15 protein-coding genes are annotated in these 15,703 nt (G+C 39.1%); 8 read left to right on the top strand and 7 right to left on the bottom strand.

The annotated features are described in order from the left end of the window. Nucleotides 1-160 precede the first annotated feature (160 nt). Entirely contained in the window at nucleotides 161-280 is a 120-nt protein-coding gene (gene psaX, locus PN471_RS23265) for a photosystem I protein PsaX (RefSeq protein ID WP_027404674.1), read from the top strand. Nucleotides 281-301: 21 nt separating this feature from the next. Here psaX and PN471_RS23260 read toward each other — a convergent pair whose 3' ends face one another. Next, nucleotides 302-1,171 (bottom strand): branched-chain amino acid ABC transporter permease, encoded by an 870-nt coding sequence (locus PN471_RS23260; protein ID WP_271778839.1) that lies wholly within the window; start codon nucleotides 1,169-1,171, stop codon nucleotides 302-304. A 26-nt stretch (nucleotides 1,172-1,197) separates the two neighbouring features. Here PN471_RS23260 and PN471_RS23255 point away from each other — a divergent pair, with 26 nt between their 5' ends. Continuing rightward, nucleotides 1,198-1,407 (top strand): hypothetical protein, encoded by a 210-nt coding sequence (locus PN471_RS23255; RefSeq protein ID WP_271778840.1) that lies wholly within the window; start codon nucleotides 1,198-1,200, stop codon nucleotides 1,405-1,407. Nucleotides 1,408-1,492: 85 nt separating this feature from the next. Here PN471_RS23255 and PN471_RS23250 read toward each other — a convergent pair whose 3' ends face one another. Both PN471_RS23250 and acs read right to left on the bottom strand, forming a co-directional pair. Beyond that, nucleotides 1,493-1,873 (bottom strand): DUF4365 domain-containing protein, encoded by a 381-nt coding sequence (locus PN471_RS23250; RefSeq protein WP_271778838.1) that lies wholly within the window; start codon nucleotides 1,871-1,873, stop codon nucleotides 1,493-1,495. A 47-nt stretch (nucleotides 1,874-1,920) separates the two neighbouring features. Further along, entirely contained in the window at nucleotides 1,921-3,891 is a 1,971-nt protein-coding gene (acs, locus tag PN471_RS23245; RefSeq protein WP_271778837.1) for an acetate--CoA ligase, read from the bottom strand. A 271-nt stretch (nucleotides 3,892-4,162) separates the two neighbouring features. Between acs and PN471_RS23240 the strand changes: the two genes are divergently transcribed. Further along, complete coding sequence (locus PN471_RS23240; RefSeq protein WP_271778836.1) at nucleotides 4,163-4,855, top strand: hypothetical protein; 693 nt, start codon at nucleotides 4,163-4,165, stop codon at nucleotides 4,853-4,855. 66 nt (nucleotides 4,856-4,921) lie between these two features. Then, nucleotides 4,922-5,374, top strand: a complete 453-nt coding sequence (locus tag PN471_RS23235) for a hypothetical protein (RefSeq protein WP_271778835.1) — start codon at nucleotides 4,922-4,924, stop codon at nucleotides 5,372-5,374. Between the two features lie 760 nt (nucleotides 5,375-6,134). On the opposite strand, the gene hisIE is transcribed toward PN471_RS23235, so the two are convergent. Then, on the bottom strand, nucleotides 6,135-6,785 hold the full coding sequence (gene hisIE / locus PN471_RS23230) for a bifunctional phosphoribosyl-AMP cyclohydrolase/phosphoribosyl-ATP diphosphatase HisIE (protein ID WP_271778834.1): 651 nt from the start codon (nucleotides 6,783-6,785) through the stop codon (nucleotides 6,135-6,137). Between the two features lie 137 nt (nucleotides 6,786-6,922). Here hisIE and hemL point away from each other — a divergent pair, with 137 nt between their 5' ends. From hemL to devC, 4 genes are all read left to right on the top strand, one after another. Then, the gene (gene hemL, locus PN471_RS23225; RefSeq protein WP_271778833.1) at nucleotides 6,923-8,221 is read left to right on the top strand and encodes a glutamate-1-semialdehyde 2,1-aminomutase; all 1,299 of its coding nucleotides are present in this window, start codon (nucleotides 6,923-6,925) and stop codon (nucleotides 8,219-8,221) included. Nucleotides 8,222-8,347: 126 nt separating this feature from the next. Continuing rightward, on the top strand, nucleotides 8,348-9,955 hold the full coding sequence (locus PN471_RS23220) for a serine/threonine-protein kinase (RefSeq protein WP_271778832.1): 1,608 nt from the start codon (nucleotides 8,348-8,350) through the stop codon (nucleotides 9,953-9,955). 329 nt (nucleotides 9,956-10,284) lie between these two features. Further along, on the top strand, nucleotides 10,285-11,481 hold the full coding sequence (locus tag PN471_RS23215; protein WP_271778831.1) for an ABC exporter membrane fusion protein: 1,197 nt from the start codon (nucleotides 10,285-10,287) through the stop codon (nucleotides 11,479-11,481). Between the two features lie 36 nt (nucleotides 11,482-11,517). Beyond that, a complete protein-coding gene (devC, locus tag PN471_RS23210; protein ID WP_271778830.1) occupies nucleotides 11,518-12,693 on the top strand; it encodes an ABC transporter permease DevC in 1,176 nt (391 codons plus the stop codon). A gap of 232 nt (nucleotides 12,694-12,925) precedes the next feature. Here the strand turns inward: devC and PN471_RS23205 are convergent, their stop codons facing one another. The 3 genes from PN471_RS23205 to PN471_RS23195 form a co-directional block, all read right to left on the bottom strand. After that, complete coding sequence (locus tag PN471_RS23205; RefSeq protein ID WP_271778829.1) at nucleotides 12,926-13,528, bottom strand: hypothetical protein; 603 nt, start codon at nucleotides 13,526-13,528, stop codon at nucleotides 12,926-12,928. Nucleotides 13,529-13,705: 177 nt separating this feature from the next. Continuing rightward, entirely contained in the window at nucleotides 13,706-14,320 is a 615-nt protein-coding gene (locus PN471_RS23200) for a hypothetical protein (RefSeq protein ID WP_271778828.1), read from the bottom strand. Between the two features lie 222 nt (nucleotides 14,321-14,542). Continuing rightward, complete coding sequence (locus PN471_RS23195; protein ID WP_271778827.1) at nucleotides 14,543-15,277, bottom strand: SHOCT domain-containing protein; 735 nt, start codon at nucleotides 15,275-15,277, stop codon at nucleotides 14,543-14,545. Nucleotides 15,278-15,703: the final 426 nt, after the last annotated feature.

Raw genomic sequence — 15,703 nt, 5'->3', positions numbered from 1 at the left:
GGGCAGGGGGCAGGGGGCAGGGGGTAGGGGAGAGGAATTTTAGTGATGACAACTGACTCGGTGACTCCTGACTCCTTACAAAAACATTTTTAAAGAATTTGCAAAATTGGCGCGTGAGTTTGCTATTTCTTAAAAAGTCACTAAATTAGGAGAACCGCTTATGACTGCTAAAGGCAAACCTGCTGCTAAACCTTCCTACGCTTTCCGTACTGGTTGGGCGTTGTTACTTTTGGCTATTAACTTTTTGGTAGCAGCTTACTACTTCCACATCATTGAATAGTTAGAAGTAGACCGGTGCTGTTTAAATCGTGCCTTTGAATAAACCTTTGGGGCGAATTAGCAGCACCAAAATCATGATTAAAAGGGCTACACCTTGCTTGTACTGTGAACCTAGCCAGGGGGTGCTAACTTCTTGGGCAATACCAATGATAAAGGCTGCGGCGATCGCTCCGTAAGGATTGCCAATTCCCCCCAAAATCACTGAGGCAAACAAAGGTAGAATCAAAAACCAACCCATATTTGGACGCACTGCTGTAATTAGCCCATACATACTCCCACCTAAAGAAGTGAATGTCCCAGCAATTACCCAAGTCCACAAGATTACTCTATCAACATTAATACCAGAGACCCTAGCTAAATCTAAATCATCAGCTACGGCCCGCATTGCCTTACCAATTTTCGTATTTTGCAGCAAGTAGTGTAGGGATAAAATCGCCAGAACCGCTAACCCCAATACCAATAATTGATTTTGCGGTATTTTTAAAGCCCCCAATTCTAAAGCTGGAATCACGGGTAAATTATAATTTTGGTTTTTACCCCCCCAGAGAAAAATAATCCCATTGCGGAGAAATAAAGCTAGACCGATAGAGATAATAATCAGTGTTGTCGAACTAGCACGGATAGACCGCATTTTTGACCAGAGCAATTTTTCTGCTAGTAACATTCCTCCCACAGTTCCCACAGTGGCCACAATCATGGATAACCAAATATTGAGACCCATGGCATTGACCATCAGAGTCAAATAAGCGCCTAATGTGAGAAAATCACCGTGAGCAAAATTAGACAACCGCAAAATCCCATAGGTTAAGGTTAGTCCTACTGCTGCTAAGGCGATAATGCTACCGACAGCAATACCATTAATAATTAATTGAGAAAATTGTGTAATGTCCATAAATATGCAGTTGCGATGAAATTATTGTGAATTTTTACAGTCTTCTTCTTTCTTCCTCCTGGGAATTACGAGAAACCCCAAAATATCAGCATATACCGATTATTGCTCAAACGGCTATGGCAATGAAGGGCGATCGCGAAAGTTGTTTTGCGGCTGGTGTTAACGAGTATATTTCTAAGCCAATAGATTTAAAGCTTTTAGCCAGTCTGGTGGCTAAATATAGCAATTCTCAATGAGTTATGAACAACAAGATCCCCGACTTCTTAAAGAAGTCGGGGATCTGACTTGAATGAGCGATCGCTTTCTCAACAACCATGAATCTTATACTGATACTAAATTACTTTTATGGTCATACCAACTATTAATCATTGCAATAATATTATTTATTTCCTCATCATTGAGGTTTTTTAATTCCTCATTTTCATTAAATTTCAAGCTCATATTATTTCCTTCATGAATAATAGGTTCTAAAATCCATCTATAATATCCTTTATCATTATCTAGAGTAAAGAAAAATAAGCAAACTGGAAATGGTAAATCCCTAAAATTTTTCAAATTGTTATATTCTTGATTTTTTAGCTTAAAAATATCATCATCCTGAATTAATTCAGAACTAGAAACTGTAGCTTTCACTTGTATACCCCTATCATAATTCAAGATATAATTTTCTTCCCATAATATAGGGTAGGCAATTTTGCCCACCCCAGATTACTTTGCGCCTTTGTGCCTTTGCGTCAGACTATTTCAAACTATGCACCTTCCCGTAACTTATCCAACACACTGCGATCTTCCAAAGTCGAAGTATCCCCCGCTATTTCCTGACCTGATGCCAAATTTCGCAACAACCGGCGCATAATCTTGCCAGAACGGGTTTTTGGCAAAGCATCAGTAAACCTGATTTCACCAGGACGAGCGATCGCCCCAATCTCATTAACAACGTGCTTCTTCAGTTCCTTACTCAACTCCTCACTGGCTTGATAAGTCCCCTCCAAAGTCACAAAAGCCACAACCTCCTCACCTTTCAAATCATCCGGTTTACCCACCACCGCCGCCTCAGCTACCGCCGGATGAGACACCAGAGCCGATTCTACTTCCATCGTTCCCAAGCGGTGTCCAGACACATTCAGGACATCATCTACACGCCCCATCACCCAGAAATAGCCGTCCTCATCCTTTCTCGCCCCATCGCCGGCAAAATACGTATATTTACCATCTTGGGGGGGAATATGTTCCCAATAGGTACGACGGAAACGATCAGGATCACCATACACAGTCCGCATCATTCCCGGCCAAGGATGATGAATAGCTAAATAACCACCTTCATTATCAGGGACAGAATTCCCGTCTAAATCCACCACATCCGCAATAATACCGGGAAAAGGGAGCGTAGCTGAACCAGGCTTAGTGGCAATTGCCCCAGGTAGAGGTGTAATCATAATCCCACCAGTTTCCGTTTGCCACCAAGTATCCACAATGGGACAACGTTCACCACCAATGATTTTGTGATACCACATCCAAGCTTCGGGGTTAATGGGTTCACCCACACTTCCCAGTAATCGCAGAGAAGAAAGATTACGTTTGTTAGGATGGTGTTCACCCATTTTGATAAAGGCGCGAATTGCTGTTGGTGCGGTATAAAAAATATTAACGCCGTATTTCTCAATCACATCCCAAAAACATCCAGGATTAGAAGCACGGGGCGCACCTTCGTACATCAGAGTCGTTGCTCCATTGGAAAGTGGTCCATAAACAATGTAGCTGTGTCCCGTAATCCAACCGACATCGGCAGTACACCAATATACATCTGTATCTTGGAGATCAAAAATCCATTTGGTGGTGATATGGCTGTATAAGTTATAACCGCCTGTGGTATGGACTACGCCCTTCGGTTTGCCTGTACTACCGGAAGTGTAGAGAACAAACAGCATATCTTCACTGTCCATAAGTTCAGCGGGACAATCAGCGGACACACCTTTTTGTAAATCGTGCCACCAATGATCACGCCCTGCTGCCATCTGAGTTGTTTGATTTATGCGCTTGACAACTAGCACATTTGTAATGCTGGGAACTCCATTATTTTCTAAAGCTTTGTCTACCTGTTCTTTGAGGGGGACAATCCCATCCTTGCGCCAACCACCATCGGCTGTGATTACTAACTTAGCTTCGGCATCATTCAAGCGATCGCGCAAAGCTTCAGCACTAAAACCACCGAAAACAACACTGTGAGGTGCGCCAATTCTCGCACAGGCTAACATAGCAATGGCAGCTTCGGGAATCATCGGCATATAAATACCAATGCGATCGCCTTTTTTTGCCCCCAACTGCTTTAATACATTCGCAAACTGGCAAACTTCCCGATGCAATTGAGCATAAGTCAGCGTCCGTGAATCTCCCGGTTCACCTTCCCAAATCAACGCCGCCTTATTTTTCCGCCAAGTGGTGAGATGTCTGTCAAGACAGTTGTAAGAAATATTTATCTTCCCATTCACAAACCACTTCGCAAACGGCGGCTGCCAATCTAGCACCGTATCCCATTTTTGAAACCAATGCAACTCAGTTTCTGCCAAATCTGCCCAAAATTGCTGAGGATCAGCTTTGGCTTGATCATAAAGACGCTGATAATCTGCTAAACTTTTGATCTGGGCATTTTCTGAAAAATCACTGGTAGGCGGAAATAGCCGCTTTTCCTGTAAAATGGATTCTATAGTTGGTTGAGACATAATGATGGATGCAAACAATATTGTGACTGAAAACTATTTTTAACGAAGTTGTACCCAAAAACTTGAGATCTTCATCAGGTTGCGTTAAGTGTAAAGATTATTTACTGAGATGGTAATCCAGTCCTCCTCCAATACGACAATTAATTAACGCTGAATTAGTTCAGTCCGCCGTAACATAAAATAATGATAATGTTTTTAACAACCTTATTTACCGATTTAGTAGGATATAAATTCTCAGATGTCATGTTAGTATTTTACAATAGGGTATAGTTTGGAAGCCAAGGAAATTAAAGATAAACTCAACTTATTAATCGAGCAAGCCGCTGAAATAGATCCAAATCTCACCACAAAATTAAGAGATATCAACCGTTGGATTAAACACATCAAGCTTGGTTCACTGATATCCAAACCCATCGTCGTTGCCTTTTTATTAGAAGTAATTACGGATTCTCAGGTTTGGTTAGCAATTAAGTCTTTACCTTCAGAAGAAGATAAAAGATTACAGTTTGAACAAATGACCGCCAATGAAAGGTATTGGTACGGTTATCTGTTCCCTAAATGGATTAATGCCACAGACACCAAATTTTATATTTGGAAGAAAAAAATGATGGCGGGGGAGTTTAATCAAGCTGATAGTGATATCATTAAATATATAGCTCAGGATGTTGTTCATCGGGAAGGTAGTTTTTGGCGGCGTTATATAGCTGACCTTTCTATGGCGACAGACCTGATTGTTAGCAATCATCAAAATAAACCACTCTGTATTCAAGTTACCAGTGTCAGTGAAGAATTTCATAACACCAAGTATCAAAAGTGGCAAAATTCACTGCAATTGTGGGAAATAGAAAGAGGCTTATTCTTAAGTTACAACCCCCAAGACAATGATTTTATCCATCAGTTAGTCAATGTTGCCCTGTATAACAGTGATCATCTTGCGGAGGGAAAGTATATGAATTTTTCCTGATTCCCGAATGTTCAAATCGAAATCTGTGTCCTAGCTAACATCATTAATCCGCTGAAAACACCATTTATGGTTAACCAACAACAGACTAATAATAGCGCTCAACTCGAAAACCTGACAGAAGCGTTAGCAGCAGCCCGGAATATGCAGCAAGATTGGTTAAATTATGGACTAAATTTTGTTCATATTTATGTAGAAGATGTGGAGGGTGATTGGCTAGAAACTTGGGGTGATGATGAAATATCCAATCCTTTATTTGATGCGATTAAAGACTTTTTAGTTAGCGATGATGATGTCGCCATCAAAATTAGAAAGTATGTAGGAGATAGATCCTTGTTCGATTTAGCCGTAGATTTAGAAGAAGGCTTGAGAATTTCTAGGGAAAATGAGAAAATATCGGCTGTAAAAGATATATTAGCAAGTGATATTGATATTGATGATCTAGAATTATTGGATTTAGCTAATAATTTTGTAGATAAGTGTTGTCAAAAGAATTTAGAAACGAGAATTGTGGAAGTATAGTTTTGGAGAGTTTCATATCCCCGACTTCTTTAAGAAGTCGGGGATCTTGTTTTTTACCATTCATTTAATGCTGGTAAACTATTAACTATTCTCATAGTTTCTAAACTGACTCTCACTATCCTTTTGACTAAATCCACTATATAACGGGGATTTTCTGACCAATTATCCTGATTCAGACAAAAAATTGCATCCTGTAAATCCTATAATCCTGGTTATCCTGATTTAGACAATATCATAACTACACTTACCTATAGTTGTAAAGTCTCGACTAGGTTATGTTATATTAAGTTTTTTTATTATCTTAATAAAAATAATTTCATTTAAGTTAATATTCGTTGATGAACTTGTCAGAATCAGGATATCTCAGGATTTAAGGATTAACAGGATGTTATTGATCAATTTTCTGTTGATATCAAAGTTGAAAGAGATTAAATCGGCGTTGCTGAAACCAAGTATGAATTTAGATGTAGAGACGTTACATGGAACGTCTCTACAAGGGTTTGGAGATCATCAAAAATAATTTTCATACCTCAAATCAGCAACGCCATTAAATCATTATTTAATCTATGTTTATAGCGGTATGCAGTTGAATGAGATACAAACTGAAACTTAAAAATCATACAGGATAAGACTTTCCCTCCTGCCTTCTGCCCTCTGCCTCCTGCCTCCTGCTATATCATCTTTTCCTCAACAAAATAAATCATCCTGTAAATCCTGTAATCCTGGTTATCCTGATTCAGACAATTATTTATAAATTCGCCTATTTCCTTCTTTCCTGTAACTTGCGATAAACTGCTTTTAAGTCAACTTGATGATGTGCTAGTGCTACAAGAGTATGATAAAACAAATCTGCAACTTCACCCGCAATACCATCGGCATCATCATCCTTACAAGCCATAACTACCTCGGCGCTTTCCTCACCAATCTTTTTCAATATCTTATTATCACCACCAGCCAATAACTTACAGGTATAGGAATCTTCATTAGGATGATCACGGCGATCGCAGATGACCGCAAACAACTGTGATAAACTATCCCCAGGTGGTGCTGTCACCGTGCCATCAACTTGATGAAAACAACTGCGTTCCCCCGTATGACAAGCAATATCACCCAATTGCTCCACCCCAATCAAAAGAGCATCACTATCACAGTCATAACGAATAGTTTGTACCTTCTGAGTATGTCCAGAAGTCTCGCCCTTATGCCAAAACTCCTGCCGGGAACGACTCCAAAACCAAGTTTCCCCGGTATCCAAAGTCTTTTGTAACGATTCCTGATTCATCCAAGCCATCATCAGCACCGTACCATCTAAATAATCTTGGACAATTGCCGGCACTAAACCCTTGTCATCGTAGCGAATGTTTTCCACAGGGACAGCAGATTGGAAAGATAGCAGTTGAGAAGAAGACATACCAGTTAATTTACAATAATTATTTGACTCAAGATACCATTTTCAGTTAATCCTATACCAGAGAAATTCACAAGTAACTTTTCACCCTATTCTAAAATAGAAGCTTAATTTTAATCATCACCTCATAGGAGATACCCTTGGTCAATACCTCAATTAAAACCACCAAATCACAAGAGATCTTTGCTGCTGCTCAAAACCTCATGCCCGGAGGAGTCAGTTCTCCCGTTCGCGCTTTTAAATCCGTCGGGGGACAACCCATCGTATTTGATCATGTCAATGGCGCTTATATTTGGGACGTAGACGGCAACAAATACATTGACTATGTTGGTACTTGGGGCCCAGCTATTTGTGGTCATGCTCATCCAGAAGTAATATCTGCACTACACACAGCCCTAGATAAAGGCACAAGTTTTGGCGCTCCCTGCACCCTCGAAAACGTTTTAGCCGAAATGGTCATTGATGCTGTTCCTAGCGTCGAAATGGTCAGATTCGTCAACTCTGGAACAGAAGCTTGTATGGCGGTATTACGCCTGATGCGAGCCTTTACAAATCGAGAAAAAGTCATCAAATTTGAAGGCTGCTATCACGGACACGCTGATATGTTCTTGGTCAAAGCCGGTTCTGGTGTTGCTACCTTGGGTTTACCCGACTCCCCAGGAGTCCCCAAATCCGTCACCGTCAATACCTTAACTGCGCCTTTCAATGATTTGGAAGCCGTAAAAGCCCTATTTGAACAAAACCCCCAGGAAATCGCCGGTGTGATTCTCGAACCCGTAGTTGGTAACGCTGGCTTTATTACCCCTGATGCTGGTTTCCTAGAAGGACTACGGGAACTTACCCAAGAACACGGCGCATTATTAGTATTTGATGAAGTGATGACGGGCTTCCGTATTGCCTACGGTGGCGCACAAGCCAAATTTGGTGTTACCCCCGACTTAACTACAATGGGTAAAGTCATTGGTGGTGGTTTACCAGTCGGTGCTTATGGTGGTCGTCGTGAGATTATGTCAATGGTTGCCCCCGCAGGTCCTGTTTATCAAGCTGGAACACTTTCTGGTAATCCTTTAGCCATGACAGCAGGAATTAAAACCCTGGAACTCCTCAGCAAACCCGGTACTTATGAGTATTTAGAAAAAATTACTAAACAGTTAACTGATGGATTGCTAAAAATCTGCTCAGATACAGGTCATGCTGCCTGTGGTGGTCATATTAGTGCCATGTTTGGGCTATTTTTCACATCAGGGCCTGTGCATAACTATGAAGATGCCAAAAAGGCGGATACAGGCAAATTTGGTCGTTTCCATCGCGGAATGTTAGAACATGGTATTTACCTAGCCCCATCTCAATTTGAAGCTGGTTTTACTTCTTTAGCACATACTTCCGAAGATATTGAACAGACATTAGCTGCTGCTAAAGAGGTGCTGTCTAGTCTGTAAGTAGGTAATGGGTAATGGGTAATGGGTAATAAATTCCTTGTTTCCTGTTGTCTATTACCCTCCATAATGTAATAAGAGCATCATTCATTATTCCCCTGAAGCTGTTACGCAGCGAGTTTACATTGCATGAGCTATTGCGTAAATCCCACTTGTTCCCATCCTATAAATTCAGCCCCTAGTCTAATATGTCAGGCTTGTGGCTCGAAATTGCTGTTGCGCGATCGCTTTCGCGCAGTTAAACCCATCGGTCAAGGTGGTTTTGGGGCAACATTTTTAGCAGTAGATCAAAGTCTACCGGGTAATCCGCCTTGTGTGATTAAGCAATTACGTCCAGCAAGTACAACTCCGTACATATTAAAAATGGCACGGGAGTTATTCTCCAGAGAAGCAGAAACTCTCGGTAAAATCGGTAATCATCCCCAAATACCCAGACTACTAGATTATTTTGAAGACAACAATCAATTTTACCTAGTGCAAGAATATGTCAGCGGTTTTACTCTCCAACAAGAAGTGAAAAAAAATGGAGTTTATAGTGAAACCGCAGTCAGGCAATTTTTAAGTGAAATCATGCCCTTGCTGCAATATATCCACGAGCAACAGGTAATTCACCGTGATATTAAGCCAGCTAACTTAATTCGTCGTTCTCAAGATGCCAGATTGGTACTAATTGATTTTGGCGCTGTCAAAAATAAAGTCAGTCAAGTCACAACCAATCAATCCGAACAATCAGCCTTAACAGCCTATGCAATTGGTACTCCTGGTTTTGCACCTCCCGAACAAATGGCTATGCGTCCAGTTTACGCCAGTGATATCTATGCAGTGGGAGTAACTTGTGTTTATTTGCTGACTGGGAAAGTTCCTAAAAACTTAGAATACAATCCCACCACAGGGGAAATGATGTGGGAGCATCTGGTACAAGCCAGTGATCATTTCATTAAGGTATTGAGAAAAATGTTGGACGTATCTGTGCGCAATCGCTATCAAGCCGCACAGGACGTACTTACAGCTTTAGATATGGAGCCATATTTAGATAGTTTAAACCAAAGCTTACTCTCTAAACCCTCTGTACCTACTCAGAATTATTCTTCAAATTCTGGGATTGATTCTATTGGTTATACTCGTGGTAATAATGATGGTGTTGCGAAACTAGCGGCATCTATTCGAGCCAGAAAAGGCAAGACACCAACACCAGCAGACACAGAATGGAAACATGGACACAATCAGGGACGCATTCAGGGTAGAGAATTAGCATCTAAACCAGCAGCTAGAGATATAAATAACGCTGATGATCCAGTCTATGCACGAAAATTAGATTCCCAAAGTCTACTGGCAGCCTATCAAAAGGGAAGACGGGATTTTACAGGCTACAATTTTATCCGGTTGAGTGTGCCTAGTGCTAACTTATCAGACAGTAATTTCCATGCTGCTCAATTTCAGAAACCTAATTTTCAAGCGGCTAATCTTCAGAATACTGACTTTGGTAGGGCAAGTTTACAACAAGCAAATTTCAAAGATGCGGATTTAAGCAAGGCTTATTTTAGTAATGCTGATTTGGAAGGTGCAGACCTGAGAGGTGCAAACCTCAGTCAAGCTTATCTAAGTCAAGCTAATCTGCGGGGAGCTAATTTGTCTGGCGCTAATCTCACTGGCGCTAAGGTGACTAATGAACAATTGGCTGTAGCTAAAATTAATTGGTTAACGGTGCGTCCGAACGGTAAGCGCGGTTTATTTTAATTCAAGAAATTTATAAAATTATAGCAAATTGCCGATTAATGAGGTACATATACTAATTTTACGAAAACTGTCATCTGTTAACTATCTGACTTTCTATTCTGGCATATTATCTCTAAATGTTCGTTTCTGTCAAAAATTTAGAATTGATTTGTCATTTGTAATGCAATAACTTGACTAAATTACAAAAAAAGGGAACAGGGAACAGATAAGAAGTTCCCTCGGACTTCGTTGAGTCTAGAAACTACATTTTGAAATTTTCCAGGATTTCGTTTTCTACCTGATATTTTTTATTAACTAATTTTGAAACAGCACTGAAAAGGTATGCAGTTGTGCAAAACCACAAGCTACAAGGTTCATTATCTTCTCAGTTTATTCTCCGATTAGCGATCGCTATTACCATACTGGCATCTTTATCTGTGGCGAGTATTAGTGTTTTTATTGTCCTCAAATTTCGGGATATAGATCATCAAAAACCAGTAAATCCTGTGGTAGCTATACCAGAGATAAAAACCGTCACAGCACTAGGGAGAATTGAACCAGAAGGGGAAGTGATTAAATTATCAGCAGCGATATCTGGAGAAGGAAGTCGAGTTGAGGAGATATTAGTCAAAGAGGGGGATATGGTCAAAACAGGACAGGTAATTGCTATTTTAGATAATAGCGATCGCTTACAGGCAGAATTAACTGAAGCCAAGGCAGAAGTAAACATAATTAAAGCTAAAATTGCCCAAATTCAAGCAGGTGCTAAACCTGGAGAAATTACCGCCCAAAAAGCCATCATTGACAGATTAGCCGCCGAAAGTCAAGGTGATATTAATACTCAAAAAGCAACTTTAGAAAAATTGCAATCTGAATTACTCAATGCTGAAACTGAAAATAAACGTTATCAGGAATTATATACAGCAGGGGCAATTTCCGCATCTCAAAGAGATATTAAAAACCTGAATGTACAAACTGCTAAAAACAATCTTCAAGCAGCACAGTCACAGTTAAAAAAGCTGGAATTTAGTGGTCAACAAAAAATCAAAGAAGCTGCCGCAACCCTCAACCAAATTTCTGAAGTTAGGAAAGTAGATATACAAGCAGCAATAGCCGAATTAAATCGAGCAGATGCAGTAGTGAAAAAAGCCACTATCAATCTTCAAAAAGCCTATGTCAAATCTCCTCAAAATGGACAAGTATTTGAAATCTACACTCACCCAGGAGAATTAATTTCTAATAATGGCATTGCTGACATTGGTAAAACCAGTCAGATGTATGTAGTTGCTGAAGTTTACGAAAGTGATATTACAAAAATTATTCAAGGAAAACAGGTGCGGATAGTTAGCGATACTTTTTCTCAAGAATTACAAGGAAAAGTAGAACGAATCGGTTTACAAGTAAGAAAACAAAACCTCACCAATACAGATCCTTCTAGCAATATTGATAACAGAATCATAAAAGTCCACATCCGACTAAATAAAGCCTCTAGTCAGCAAGCAGCCAAATTTACCAATATGCAAGTTAAGGCAATTATTAGTCTTTAGTCAGTTGTCAGTTGTTAGTTGTCAATTATCATTTCTATGATTAGTATTTTTCAAAAATTGTGCCGACGAACTCCTTTAGGGTGGTTACAACTTACCCATGAAAAAAGCCGTTTATTGGTAGCAGTATCCGGTATTGCTTTTGCCGATGTTCTTATGTTTATGCAGTCAGGTTTTCAAACTGCTTTATATGATAGTAATACTAGATTGCATCGGAGTTTACAAGCTGATATTATTCTGATTAGTCCCCAAGCTCGTAGTTTACAAAGTATGTCTATTTTTTCTCGTAGACGACTTTATCAAGCAATGGATGTACCAGGGGTAAAATCGGCAGAAGCTATGTATTGTAACCATATTATTTGGAAGAATCCCCAAACACGATTAGAAACAGGAGTGTTAATTATTGGCATCAATCCAGATCAACCAGCTTTTGATTTACCGGAAATTAATCAACAATTACAGAAGATTAAATTACCAAATACAGTCTTATTTGATCGAGCGACCAGAGGAGAATATCAACAAGCAATTAGGCAAATTCAACAAGGTAAAACTGTCACAACTGAAATTAATGGTAATACAATTACTATTGGTGGCTTATTTAAACTTGGTGCTTCCTTTGCGGCAGATGGTAGCTTAATTACCAGTGCCAATAACTTTTCTCAAATCTTTGCCAGACAGCCTACAAGTAGCGTGAGTATTGGTTTAGTTAAAATCAAACCTGGTTATCAAACCGATCAAGTTGTTGCCCAATTAAAGGCTTATTTAAAAGATGATGTCAAAGTTCTTACTCATCAAGAATTTATCGAATTTGAAAATAATTTTTGGAGTAGTAATTCCCCCATTGGGTTTATTTTCAACCTTGGTGTATCAATGGGATTTGTCGTAGGAATAATTATTGTTTACCAAGTTCTTTCCACCGATGTTAATGCCCATTTGCGAGAATATGCAACTTTCAAAGCCATCGGATATAGTCACAATTATTTACTAACTATAGTTTTTGAAGAGGCTTTAATTTTAGCGGCTTTGGGATTTTTTCCAGGGGTAGCCGTATCTTTAGGACTTTACCAACTAACCCGAACAGCAACAAATTTGCCCATGTATATGACGATAATTCGTGGTGTACAAGTCCTACTTTTAACTATAATTATGTGTGCTATTTCTGGGGCGATCGCTACTAGCAAACTCCAATCTGCTGATCCTGCGGATATGTTTTAAGAAGTATATAAGTAGGTGAACAAAATAAAAACCAGGGGTATTACGTTTTGTAAAATGGCGGAAACTCAATCAAAATATCGCATCGAGACAACTTTACATACCGTTACTACCTTTAAATTGTTCTGTTCACCTACTTATAGCCCTTTCTACTATTATGAAATAACGTTTTTACCACCAAGTAGGGGCGGGGTTTCCCCGCCCTCTGTAAAGAAAGCGGTATAAACGCAATTTATTACCTTCTCAAGTATAGAATGATGGGGCTGGTGACAGTTTGGGCTTGGTTAAAGGATTTTTGGAGGTCGGTGATGATGTCATCAATTGACATATCAGAAGCATCCCGTAAGATTCTGGCATCAATCAATCCCAAGGCAATTGCTAGTTGAGGATCAACACCAAAACGGGTATTAACTATATTCTTCACATCGTCAATGTTTCTGGTTGGCCAAATATGCCCTTGAAATCCAGAGGTATTCAGTCCGGCCTTTTCCAGAGCTTTCCAAGTAAAGTCAATGCAACTGTTGTTAAGTACGCTGTAAGATGTGCTGAAACCGAAATCCTGTGGTCTATCGCCGAAATTTCTCATCACCTCATATTGCGCTTGCGTGATCTCTATAGTTTTAGAGTATTCGCGGCTCTGGTAGTTGGTGTTATCGCTGGTATAAACCTTGCCTGGAGCAAAAGGCGAACCGTGGTGTTGTTCGTCTGGCGCAAATCCATAGCTTTTAGCACTGCCACTGATATCTGTTAACGAATACCACATATGACCTCGATACGATGTTGTTCCATCTGCAAGAGGAGTTCCACGTCCTGCAATGTTGATAGTTACGGTTTGCATATTTGACCTCTCATTTATCTAAATAGGTAATAGGACTTCTAGAATGTTTGGCATTGGTGAATTGGGGTATAAAAGTCGAAAATTCCATCTCTCACACTTTTACTCTCTGCGCCTCTGCGTGAAATAAAATCATACTTTTACTCAGCAACACCGATTATTGGTACAAAATCAGTAATTCTAATAACTAACAATCCGAGTCGGATAAACTCTAAAAGAATCGAAAAAATTAGCCACTTCAGTATTTAATTCATTAGAAGTTATAGCTCCCAATATATAAAATCGTCGTCGCACTAAATATCCTTGATATTGTCCTTGAGTACCATCGGCATATTGCACTAGTAATTCAACGCCTGGATATCCTTTCAATACCATATTTGTGCTTTTTACAACTTTATCATTGCGAGAAATGGTTGCTCTTAAAGCAACTTGCAAAACTTCTCGAATCTCCTTTGAACCTAAATACGACATTTCTGGAGGCATATCTCTATGGGATATTAAATACACTGTTTGTGTCGCTGCATTCATTGATCTTAGAGTTTCATATGTGTTCTTTATCAATACTCCAGGCATCCAAATGTTAAAATCTCGTTGTGGTCCCCAATAATAGTCATCTATGGCAAGTTGAATAGGTGGCTTTTTGCTAAGTTTTTTGCTAGTATTTAACTCTAAATTAATCGAGAAATCGCCAAATTTTTCTTGATTCTCTAATGCAATTACTGGATTTTGTACTTGTAAAAATGCTAGTGTAAATAATGAGATTACAGTTGGCTTTAAGTTGTAATTCAACTTCATGACTTATTGCTCCTAATAGTTAAATATTTTTGATTAGAAAATTTTTTGACTACTACTAAGAGAGTGTTTGAAAAGTTTCCGGCGATTAGAAAGATGCCTCCGGCACGCTCTACGAACGCAGCTACACAGACAAAACCCACCTTCGTGGGTTCAGAACCATTAATTTTTTATTAGTCCACGTTCGCGTAGCGTGGCGTTAGCCATAAACTTTTAAAACATCCTCTAATATTCTTTGGCTGGTACTCTGAAAGCGGCATATTTCCATTCACCACTTTCTAAATATTCGATGTTAAATACTCCTTGAGTTAATAAAGCAATATCCTTGAGTTGGATAATTCCATCTTCTTTAACTACAACACAATCTGAATTAGTCACAGTAGTTTGATTTTGATTTGCATCTATTTGACTAAGAATTTTATTGCGCCGATCTTGATACTCTTGTTCTGTTATTAGTTTAGACTCGTACAATTTTTTTGATTCTCTCAGTTGGCTTTCTATATTAGATTCACCTGTTTTTTGGACATTATCTACCGTGCAAGAATCAGGTTTAAAAGCAATTTTTCTCACCGGATGATCCCACCATTTAGAAAACTGAGTGAATGCATTAGTTGTTCTGGTTGTATGTACTACTCTGACTTGATTTCCATTGATTTCTAACCGCACCCAATCAGTTGATTTTTTTTGGATTAATCCAGCAACTCCATGAAATAAAATGCTACCAACTGATACGCCAGAATCCGCTAGACGCAGCTTAATAACTCTAGATCCTATGCCTTGTGCTACTTTCATTTCAGGCTGAAATATAATTCTAGTTTTCTGAGGAAGAAAAACAGGATTTTTTTCTATAGCAACTGCTGGATTAACTGCTACAAAATTGACAAAAAATATGACCAATAAAACTCTAAATTTATTCTTCATGATTTCCTTAGATGTGGTGTTATTTTCCTTGAATTTCATTTCAAAAATTCCATATCAACAGACGAACACCGCTTTTCATCATCACAAGTAGCAGCCACTAATGAACCATCAGGCTGAACTGCAAATACAAAATTATCAGCAGCATAACTAGGATGTGAAATAGACGTTCCAGCATAAACAGGGTTATATCCTAATAAAACTAATCCTCGTGATGATCACAAAAATTAATAAATTTATTTTGTGACACATATTTTGATAGAAATTGTGACATACTTACTTACAGATGTCAACCCCAGGAGAGAGATTGAGATTTTCAGATTACTTACGTAACAGTTGGCATTGCCCAGGTCATAATAGTGACATAGGATAATTGATGTTGACTTACTGTAAAATAGTCGCAAAAGTGAATATATAGGATTCCTATTTGATTTTTGATAGCTTGCGTGGCGTAGCCATACAAAACTC

Source organism: Aphanizomenon sp. CS-733/32 (assembly GCF_028330045.1).
Classification (GTDB): Bacteria; Cyanobacteriota; Cyanobacteriia; order Cyanobacteriales; family Nostocaceae; genus Dolichospermum; species Dolichospermum gracile.
The sequence above is the reverse complement of the archived record's forward strand: the minus strand, read 5'-3'. Positions and strand labels throughout refer to the sequence as shown.